Raw genomic sequence first — 10,068 nt, 5'->3', positions numbered from 1 at the left:
CGCGGACCTGCGCGATCGCGCGCGGTCCCGGCCCGCTCGCGTCGCGGACGAGCGCGCGGACGCCGCTCTGCAGTCTCGCACAGCGCGGCGACATCGAGGGCTGCGGGAGGCTGCCCGCGGACCGGTGCGGCGGCGGTCCGGAGGCCGTCGCGCGCGGGGCGGAACCGGTGCGCGAAGGATCGCCGTGCACGGATGACATCACCGCGTCGGCCCGCTACGGTGTGGACGTGCATTGATTCTTCGAGGAGGAAGACCCACCCCGCACCACCGCCCGGGTGTTCCGGCGACATCGCCGCAGAGGCATCCGGATCGCACTCGTCCCGCGCCGGCACCCGCGTCCGCCCATGAGATCAGGAGAGGCCTCCATGCCCGAATCCCCCACGTCCGTCCGGCTGCCGAAGAAGATCGCGGTCCTCGGCCCGATCCCCCGCGACCGCATCATCACGTACCGCGGCGACGTCCTGCACAAGTACGGCTGCGCGCTGTACACCGCGATCGCCCTGTCGGCGCTCGTCGGCGAGGACGGCGTCATCGTGCCGATCGTGAACGTGTCCGACGAGGACGCCGGCCCGATCCGCGAGATGCTCTCGAAGTACGACAACATCGACCTCACCGGCATCCGCGCCGTCGGCGACCGCGGCGCCGTCGTCGAGCTGCGCTTCCTCGACCAGAACCGGCGCCTCGAGCGGCAGAAGGGCTTCATGGCGCCCATCACGCCCGCCGACGTGGAGTTCGCGCTGGATGCCGAGGCGTTCGTGTGCGTGCCGATCACCGACTACGAGGTGAGCCAGTCCACGCTCGAGTACATCCGCGCGAACAGCGACGGCGTGATCCTCCTCGACGGGCACGGCCCGACGACGGCCCTCGCCCACGGCGGCGAGCGCGCGCCGCGCCTGTGGGTCGACATCGACGCGTGGCTGCCGAGCATCGACATCCTCAAGATGAACCTCGAGGAGGCGGGCTGCAGCTACCTGCCGCGCGCCGACGAGGACCGCGACTTCGGCGACCCCATTCCGGTGCGACTGCTGTCGGAGTTCGCGGAGTCGGTGCTCTCGCGGGGCGTGAAGGCGGTGTGCGTGACCCTCGACGAGAGCGGCTGCGTCGCGTTCACGCACGACGCCGACGGGAAGCTCGTCGAGACGACGATCGGCCGGGTGCCCGTCGAGAAGGTCATCGACACGACGGGATGCGGCGACTCGTTCGCTGCGGGCATGGCCTTCGGCTACCTGCTCGACGGCGACATCGTCACGGCATGCCGCTACGGGAATGCGATGGGCGCCCAGCGTGCCGGCGGCACGACGATCGACAGCTACCTGCCGTTCGCGGAGACGACGGCGCAGATCGAGGCGGCCTACGCCGCCGGAAAGGACGCCTGAGCGATGGCCTTCGACACCCTGCCTCCGGAGTGGACGATCCGTCAGTCCGGCTTCGACCGCGATCGCGCGAACGTCTACGAGACGCTCTTCACGATCGGCAACGGCCGCCTCGCCGCGCGCGGCTCGCACGAGGAGCGCCACCGCGGCGACGTGCCCGGCTCGTACGTCGCGGGCGTCTACGACGGCCACGACTCGATCGTCATCGACCTCGTGAACGCCCCCGACTGGCTCGACACGGCTGTCGTGGTGGCCGGCACGCGCCTCGACGTCGACGGCTGCGAGGTCGTCTCGCACGAGCGCGCGCTCGACATCTCGACCGGCGTCCTGTGGCGCTCGACCGTGTTCGCCGACGCCGAAGGCCGCCGCACGCAGGTCGACACCGTCCGCACCGCCTCGATGCGCGACCGCGACGTGGCCGTGCTGCGGGTCGACGTGACCCCGCTGAACCACTCCGAGGACGTGCAGCTGGTCACCGGCATCGACGGCGACCGCTACAACATGGAGGCCCTGCCGGTCTACCCGAAGGGGCGCACCTTCACGACCGAGGAGCGCTGGGCGAAGTGGGCGCGCAGCCGCCACCTCGAGACGCAGTCGACGGCCGTCGCCGACGACGACGTGCTCGCGCTGACGACGCGCACGCGCGGCGCCGGCGACGTGCTCGCCTTCGCCGCGGCGCTGTCGGTCTCGCCGGCGCCCGCGCGCGCCGAGACCGTGCGCGCCGCCGACGGCATCCGCGGCCCGGTCGCCGTGCCGGCCGCCGAGGGCGAGACCGTGCGCCGCGACAAGGTCGTGGCGGTGCGCACGAGCCGCGACGTCGACGCCGTCGCGGGCGAGGACCTCGCCGACCGCGCCGTGGCCGCCGCGCGCGCCGCGCGCGAGGCGGGGGTGGACGCCCTCATGGCGGACAGCGCCGCCGAGTGGGCGGAGCTGTGGGCGGCGAGCGACGCCGAGATCGTCGGCGACGAGCGGCTCACCCAGGCGGTGCGGTTCGGCATCTACCACCTGCTCATCACGGCGAACCCCGACGACCCGACGGTCAACATCGGCGCGAAGTCGATGAGCGGCGAGGGCTACCGCGGTCACGTGTTCTGGGACACCGAGTGCGTCATGCTGCCGTTCTACCTGCTCACGAACCCCGCGATGGCCCGGGCCCTGCTCGGGTACCGGTACCACACGCTCCCCGGCGCCCGCCGCAACGCGATCATGTACGGCAAGACCGGAGCGCGCTATGCGTGGGAGGCGGCCGCGACCGGCGACGAGGAGTGCCCCACGACGACGCCGGACGGGTCGGAGCGCTTCTGGACCCGCGAGGAGGAGGTGCACGTCACGGCCGACGTGGCGTACGGCATCTTCCGCTACGTGGAGGCGACGCAGGACCTCGACTTCCTCTACGGCGAGGCCGCCGAGATCCTCTTCGACACGAGCCGGTTCTGGACCTCGTTCGTCGAGACCGACGACGACGGCAGCGTGCACATGCGCAGCGTCATGGGCCCCGACGAGTTCCACTCGCACGTCGACGACAACGCGTTCACGAACTTCCTCGTGCAGTGGCACCTGCGCTACGCCGCCGACGTCTACGACGAGATGGCCCGTGAGGCGCCCGAGAAGCTCGCGCGCGTCGTCGAGGCGCTCGGACTGGATGCCGGGGCGCCCGCGCAATGGCGCGACGTCGCCGACCGCATCGTGCAGGGCGTCGCGAGCGAGAACGGCGTGATCGAACAGTTCGCCGGCTACTTCGACCGCGAGGACGTCCCGGTCACGGAGTGGGACGAGAACAACATGCCCAAGTACCCGGAGGGATACCACCACCACAACATGGAGGGCACGCAGCTGCTCAAGCAGCCCGACGTGCTCGAGCTCATGCTCATGTTCCCGGAGGAGTTCAGCCACGAGGAGAAGCTCGCGAACTTCGACTACTACGAGCCCCGGACCCTGCACAAGAGCTCGCTGAGCCCGTCGGTGCACGCGAAGATCGGCATCACGGTCGGCGACCGCACGCGCGCCCTCGAGTACTTCACCCGCTCGGCGCTCGTCGACCTCGCCAACAACCAGGGCAACACCGCCGAGGGCATGCACATCGCCTCGGCGGCCGGCACCTGGTCGACGCTCACGGGCGGGTTCGGCGGCCTGACCGTCGACCACGGCGTGCTCGTGTTCTCGCCCTGGATCCCGCCGGAGTGGGAGGCCGTCCGCTACACGCTCACGTGGCGCGGGCTCACCCTCCGCGTGCACGCCGACCACGAGGCGACGACCATCGAGGCCGAGGGCGCCGACGGCGAGGAGCTCACCGCGACCGTGAACGGCCGGCAGGTGACGCTGCGCGCCGGCGAGAAGGTCGAGGTCCCCGCGGGGGCGTAGCACCGGCATCCCGCGCACGGAGGGCGCGCCCGATCCGCACGGGCGCGCCCTCCGTCGCGTTCAGAGGCCGGATGCCGGGGCGAGCCACACCGTGGTCTCGCCGGGGACGACGCCGAGCGGCGCCGACGAGCTGGCGAGCACGGCGTCCACGCGGTCGAGCGGGAACGGCTCGACGCCGAAGTTCGTGACGGCCTCCCACCCGTTCGGACGACGGAAGCGCAGCACGTCCTCGCGCCCCGTGTCGACCCACTCGAGCCTCTCGGCCGTCTGCAGCTCGCGCCGGAGCGCGAGGGCCCGCCGGTAGAGCGACAGCGTCGAGGCCGGGTCCTCGGCCTCGACCGCCATCGAGTGACGGGCGAACCAGTCCGGCTGCGGCAGGTGCGGAGCGGCGGGCCCGAATCCGAGCGAGACGCCGTCGGGCGTCCAGGGCAGCGGCACGCGGCATCCGTCCCGGCCCACCTCGGTGCCGCCGGAGCGGAGGAACGCCGGGTCCTGCCTGCTCTCGGGGGGAAGGTCCGCCACCTCGTGCAGGCCGAGCTCCTCGCCCTGGTAGAGGTAGGCCGATCCGGGCAGCGCCAGCATGAAGAGCGTCGCCGCGCGCGCCCGGCGCAGTCCCCGCGCACGGTCGAGCACCGGGTCGACGCCTCCGCTCAGCAGCCACGCCGCGCCGTGCTTCTCGGCCGGGGCGCCGTCCGGCAGGCGCGCGGGCTCCGGCAGCCCGTAGCGGGTGGCGTGGCGCACGACGTCGTGGTTCGACAGCACCCACGTGCTCGACGAGCCCGAGCGCGCCGCGAGCGCGAGGTTGTCGTCGACGATGCGGTGGAACCGCGCCGGGTCGAAGTCGGCCAGCAGCAGGTCGAAGTTGAAGGCCTGCCCGAGGCTCTCCTGTCGCGCGTACAGCGGCACGCGCGCGGGGGCGACCCACGCCTCGGCGACCGCCATGCGGGGCGGGTCGTAGGAGTCGAAGACCTCGCGCCACCGCGCATAGACCTCGTGCACGTCGTCGCGGTCGATCATCGGGTGAGAGCCGTCGACGGGATGGGCGGCCAGCTCGGCCGCCGAGGGCAGCGGATCGGCGAGGTCCTTCGTGAGCATCTGGGCGACGTCGACCCGGAAGCCGTCCACGCCGCGATCCGCCCAGAACCGCAGCGTCGTGACGAAGTCGGCGCGCACGTCGGCATTGCCCCAGTTGAGGTCGGGCTGCTCGGCGGCGAACATGTGCAGGTACCACTGGCCGTCGCCGACCGGCTGCCACGCGCTGCCGCCGAAGAACGACTGCCAGTCGGCGGGCGGCTGGGAGCGGTCGGGCCCGATCCCGTCGCGGAAGACGTACCGGTCGCGCGCCGCCGAGCCGGGGCCCGCGGCGAGCGCCTCCTGGAACCACACGTGCAGGTCCGACGTGTGGTTCGGGACGATGTCGATGACGACGCGGATGCCCCGATCGTGCAGCGCCGCGACGAGCGCGTCGAAGTCGGCCAGGGTGCCGAGCCGCGGGTCGACGTCGCGGTAGTCGGCGACGTCGTAGCCGCCGTCCGCGAGCGCGGACGGGTAGAAGGGACTCAGCCACACGGCGTCCACGCCCAGCTCGGCGAGGTGGTCGACGCGGGACAGGATGCCGGGGAGGTCGCCCACCCCGTCGCCGTCGGCGTCGGCGAAGCTGCGCGGATAGATCTGGTACACGACCGCCTGACGCCACCAGGGCGCGCCGGTCTCCGCGGCTCGAGGATCGGATGAGGTCACGGCTCTGGGTCCTTCTGGGTCGGTGGCTCGGAAAGGATGGTTCCGGTGGGAAGCCGAAACGCCCCGGCGAGCCGCCGGGGCGTTTCGGCTCGCTCGCACGTGACGGCGAGCTAGTCGGTGCTCATCCCTTGACGGCGCCCTGGGTCACACCCTCCATCACCCAGCGCTGCGCGAACAGGTAGGCGATGATCGCCGGCGCCATGGCCATGAGGTACGACGCGAAGGCGACGTTGTAGTTGCTGGAGAACTGCGACTGGAACAGGTTCTGCCGCACCGGCAGCGTCTGCAGGTTCGCATCGGAGATGATCAGCGACGGCATCATGAAGTCGTTCCAGGCGTACAGGAAGGCGAAGATGCCGACCGTCGCGCTCATCGGCGCCAGCAGCGGGAAGATCAGCTGCCAGAACGTCTGCCACGTCGTGGCGCCGTCGATGCGGGCCGACTCCTCGAGCTCCAGCGGGATGGACCGCAGGAACGCCGTGAACAGCAGCACGGAGAAGCTCAGCTGGAACATCGTCGCCAGGATGATCACGCCCAGCGGGTTGTCGAGGCCGAAGCGCCCGGTCAGCTGGATCTGCGGCAGCGCCACCACGGGGAACGGGATGAACATCGCCGCCAGCAGGTAGAAGAACGACCACTTGAACAGCTTCTTGTCCCAGTTGCGGATGATCGCGTAGGACGCGAACGCGGAGATGATGATCGTCGCGACGACCGTGCCCGCGGTGACGAGGAACGACATCGCGAAGCCGACCGGGAACTTGGTGAGCTCCCACGCTTGCGTGAACCCCTCGAAGCTGAACGGCATCGGCAGCGACAACGCGTTCCCGTCGGTCGTCTGCGCGCTCGTCTTCATCGACATCGAGATGGTGACGTAGAGCGGGAGCAGGACCGTGACGGCGCAGAGGATGAGGATGATCGTGCCCGACCAGTTCACCCGCTCCATCCTGGCCCGGGGCTTCCTGGCGTTCCTGTTGTCGGGCAGGGCGGCTACCGCTTGCTCGTCGGCAAGGGCTGGTTGGGTGGTCATCAGAGTGCGCTCCTTCCGCGCGTGACGGAAAGTTGGAGGATGGCGATGATGATCGTGACGATGAAGAACAGCGTCGCGGTCGCCATCTGGTAGGCGTAGTCACCGGTCTGGAAGCCGCGGATGATGGTCATCGCGATGGTTCGCGTCGCCGTTCCGGGGCCGCCGTTGGTCAGACCGACGACGATGTCGTAGGCGTTCAGGAAGTTCTTGAAGCCGAGGATGATGTTGATCACCACGTAGCCCGCGACGAGCGGGAGCGTGATGCGCATCAGCTGCTGGAACTTCGTCGCGCCGTCGATGTCGGCCGCCTCGTACACGTCGCCGGGGACTGCGAGGAGCCCTGCGATGTAGATGAGCAGGGTGCCCGGGATCGCCTGCCACGCCGTGACGATGACGATGCCGATCCATGCCAGATCAGGATTGGCCAGGATGCTCGTCTCCAGGAACGGGATGCCCAACGCACCGCCGAACGCCGGCACCGAGTTCTGGAACAGGAACTGGAAGACGTACGCGATGATGATGCCGGAGACGACCATCGGGATGACGAAGACCGCACGCAGCGCCACCTTGTAGCGGATGCGCGAAGTCAGCCCGACCGCGAGCAGGAGGGCGATGATGTTCACCACGATCACCGTCACGAGCGAGAACCCGAACGTGAACAGGAAGCTCGACAGGATCGCCGGATCGCTGAACACCGCGATGTAGTTGACGAGTCCGATGAACTGCCACTCGCCGATCCCGATGGAGTCGGTGAAGCTGAAGAAGATGCCGATGATGCCCGGCACCGTGATCGCCAGCGTGAACAGGATGACGGCGGGGAGCAGGAACAGGTAGTAGATCGGCTCTACTCTCCGGGTGTTCTTCGCCGGCTTGGCGCCACCGCTGGTGACGAGCGTCGTCGTGGTGCTCATTGCCCGGACTCCTCTTTCTCGGTCGAGCTCGCCGACTGGCGGTAGGCCAGTCGAGCCCAGTCGGCATCCATCGTGCTCAGGATGGTCTTGGCGTTGGCACCCAGGACCAGCGACTGCGCGAAGTTCTCCGTCGGGATCGCTCGCGGGTTCAGCACGCTCGGGCCCTGGTAGACGGCGCCGTCGTTGTAGTACTCGACCATGCCGGCGACACGCGGGTCGTCGGGGTCCTTCCCGTCGGTACGCGGGTTGAAGCCGAGCTGCGAGTTGTTGTACGCCTGGATCACGTCGGGCTGGAAGAGGTACTCCATGAACGCCCGCGCGCCCGCCGGGTTCTTGGCGTCCTGCGGAACCATCGCGACGAGGTCCATGTTGACGCGCACCTTGAGGTCGTTCGGGCTGCCGGTCATCGGCAGCGGGAACGTTCCGACCTCGAGGTTGGGGTTGATGCGCGCGATCTCGCTGATGGCCCAGGGGCCCTGCATGTACATCGCCCCCTTGCCCTCGGCGAACGCGACGTTGCCGAAGTCGTAGGTGCGGGCGTTCGCGTCGGACTGCGTGTACTCGCTGGCGAGCAGCTGCATCTGCTCGACCGGCTCGAGGAAGTCCTTCTGGAACGACACCGACGAGTCGGGGCCGACGTCCGGCCCCTCCGCCTCCATCTGCTTGTAGAAGTCGAGGATGTCGAGCCCGGAGCCGCCGACCGAGTAGTCGAACCATCCCTGGTTGGCCGTCCACGGGTCGGCGAAGGTCGCGTAGAACGGATCGATGCCGGCGGCCTTCAGCGTGTTGCACACCTCGATCAGCTCGTCCCAGGTCTCGGGGACCTCCAGGTCGTGCTCTGCGAAGATCTGCTTGTTGTAGATGACCGAGGCGGCCATCACCGAGTAGGGCACCGCAGCCGTGGTGCCCGGGCAGATGCCGTACTGGTCGAGCAGGGGCTGCAGGTCGGGGCGGACCGACTTCGCCGCCTCGGTGTCGGCGAGGTCGCTGACGGCGCAGCGGTTGATGAAGCGAGACACCTCGTGGTTGTAGTTGGCCAGCATGAGGTCGGGCGGGTTGCCGCGCACGAAGCTCGCCGCGATGACGTCGGGGCCCGAGGTGTCCATCTCGACCTGATACTGGTCCTGCGAGGCGTTGAAGTCGGCGACCACGTCCGTCATGAACGTGATGGCCTCACGCTTGCTGAACGTGAAGTGGACGCTCTCGTTGCCGCCGGCTGAGCAGGCGGCGAGCGCCGATCCGATGAGCCCGAGCCCCAGCCCTATCGCCAGAGCACGCTGGACTCGTCGTCTATTTCGAGGCACGTCGTTGTCCTTTCGTGGGATCGAGACCTCACTGGCCCGACCCGTTTCTTGATTCGGAAAATAGATTTTGTCAACGAATCAACTTGCTGGCGACCATAATGCAACCTTGAAGCCTGGAAGGTCAAGACTCGTGTCCGAAATGTTCTCTCCTGTGGCCGGGCGACCCGGCGCGCGCGCGAGTCTGGACGCGATCCTGCGCTACGCCTGGGGTGCGGGCGCCTTCACGAGCAACGACGCGATGCCCGCCGTGGGCCTCACCCGCTCCACCACGTTCGAGGCGATCGACGCGCTCATCGGGCTGGGCCTCATCCGCGAGCTGCCCAACGCCTACGCGGTCGGCGAACACCGGATGGGACGCCCCGCGCGGAGGTTCGAGCTGCGGGCCGACGCCGGCATGGTGGTCGGCATGGATGCCGGTCGTGCCCACGTCACGACGATCCTCGCCGACCTCCGCGGCGAACGGCTCGCCACGACCAGCTTCGAGATCGACCCCGAGGCGGGCGGCGACGAGCGGCGCGGAGACCTGACGGCGGCCCTGGACGCGACGCTCCGTGCGGTGGGCGCCTCGCGGAGCGACCTCCTCTCGGTGTGCGTGGGCGTCCCCGCCCCGGTCGACGCCGAGGGCCGCTCCCCCGCCCATCGCGACGGGTTCTGGCCCCGATCCAACCCCGACCTGCTCGCGCACATCACGCCGTGGGCCCCGATCGCCCGGCTCGAGAACGACGCCTCGTTGGCGGCCCTCGCCGAGGGCACGGCAGGAGCCGCGCAGCACACGCAGAACTACGTCGTGCTGCTGTCCGGCATCCGGTTCGGCATGGGCGTCGTCATCGACGGGCACCTCCTGCGCGGACGCCACGGCGGTGCGGGCGAGACGATGAGCTTCAGCCAGATCAACGACGTGGGGCGCCCCGAAGGGCTCGGGCAGACCATCGCGCACTGGACCCGGGAGGCGATCGCGTCCGGCGCCATCCCGGCCGATCATCCGCTCGCCCGGATGGCGCCCGCGCAGCTCAGCGCCCAGCACGTGCTGCAGCTCGCCCACGAGGGCGACGCCGCCGCGGGCGCGATCGCGGCACGCGCGTCGGCGATGCTGTCCCGCGTGACGGGCGTGATCGGCAGCTTCTACGACCCCGAGATCGTGATCGTGTCGGGGGCGGTGTCTGCCGGCATCCACGACGTCATCGCCGAGGCGCGCAAGACGCTGCCCGGCGAGCTCGATCTGCCGGCGCCCGACCTCGTGGCCTCGACGCTGGGCGCCGAGGTCGTCGCGATCGGCGCCGTCTCGGCCGCGGTCGAGGCCGCCCGCGACGGCGTCCTCGCCCTCACGCCCGAGCGCAGCTTCGCCCCCTGAG

General features: G+C 69.9%; 7 protein-coding genes. 3 read left to right on the top strand and 4 right to left on the bottom strand.

What is annotated here, in order from left to right; all coding sequences use genetic code 11:
* Window positions 1-365: 365 nt before the first annotated feature.
* Together WML84_RS09490 and WML84_RS09485 are read left to right on the top strand one after the other, a co-directional pair.
* Window positions 366-1,376 (top strand): carbohydrate kinase family protein, encoded by a 1,011-nt coding sequence (locus tag WML84_RS09490; RefSeq protein ID WP_347345902.1) that lies wholly within the window; start codon window positions 366-368, stop codon window positions 1,374-1,376.
* A gap of 3 nt (window positions 1,377-1,379) precedes the next feature.
* The gene (locus tag WML84_RS09485) at window positions 1,380-3,734 is read left to right on the top strand and encodes a glycosyl hydrolase family 65 protein (RefSeq protein WP_347345901.1); all 2,355 of its coding nucleotides are present in this window, start codon (window positions 1,380-1,382) and stop codon (window positions 3,732-3,734) included.
* A 60-nt stretch (window positions 3,735-3,794) separates the two neighbouring features.
* Here WML84_RS09485 and WML84_RS09480 read toward each other — a convergent pair whose 3' ends face one another.
* The 4 genes from WML84_RS09480 to WML84_RS09465 all read right to left on the bottom strand — a co-directional run bounded on the left by WML84_RS09480 (window position 3,795) and on the right by WML84_RS09465 (window position 8,716).
* Complete coding sequence (locus tag WML84_RS09480; protein WP_347345900.1) at window positions 3,795-5,474, bottom strand: glycoside hydrolase family 13 protein; 1,680 nt, start codon at window positions 5,472-5,474, stop codon at window positions 3,795-3,797.
* Window positions 5,475-5,595: 121 nt separating this feature from the next.
* Window positions 5,596-6,501, bottom strand: coding sequence for a carbohydrate ABC transporter permease (locus WML84_RS09475; RefSeq protein WP_347345899.1), 906 nt, complete (start codon window positions 6,499-6,501; stop codon window positions 5,596-5,598).
* Window positions 6,501-7,412 (bottom strand): sugar ABC transporter permease, encoded by a 912-nt coding sequence (locus WML84_RS09470; protein ID WP_347345898.1) that lies wholly within the window; start codon window positions 7,410-7,412, stop codon window positions 6,501-6,503. Before WML84_RS09470 ends, WML84_RS09475 begins: the two co-directional genes overlap by 1 nt.
* The gene (locus WML84_RS09465; protein ID WP_347345897.1) at window positions 7,409-8,716 is read right to left on the bottom strand and encodes an extracellular solute-binding protein; all 1,308 of its coding nucleotides are present in this window, start codon (window positions 8,714-8,716) and stop codon (window positions 7,409-7,411) included. Before WML84_RS09465 ends, WML84_RS09470 begins: the two co-directional genes overlap by 4 nt.
* A gap of 151 nt (window positions 8,717-8,867) precedes the next feature.
* Between WML84_RS09465 and WML84_RS09460 the strand changes: the two genes are divergently transcribed.
* Window positions 8,868-10,067, top strand: a complete 1,200-nt coding sequence (locus WML84_RS09460; protein ID WP_347345896.1) for an ROK family protein — start codon at window positions 8,868-8,870, stop codon at window positions 10,065-10,067.
* Window position 10,068 lies beyond the last annotated feature (1 nt).

The sequence above is a fragment of the Microbacterium sp. genome (genome assembly GCF_039812165.1).
Classification (GTDB): domain Bacteria; phylum Actinomycetota; class Actinomycetes; order Actinomycetales; family Microbacteriaceae; genus Microbacterium.
The sequence above is the reverse complement of the archived record's forward strand: the minus strand, read 5'-3'. Positions and strand labels throughout refer to the sequence as shown.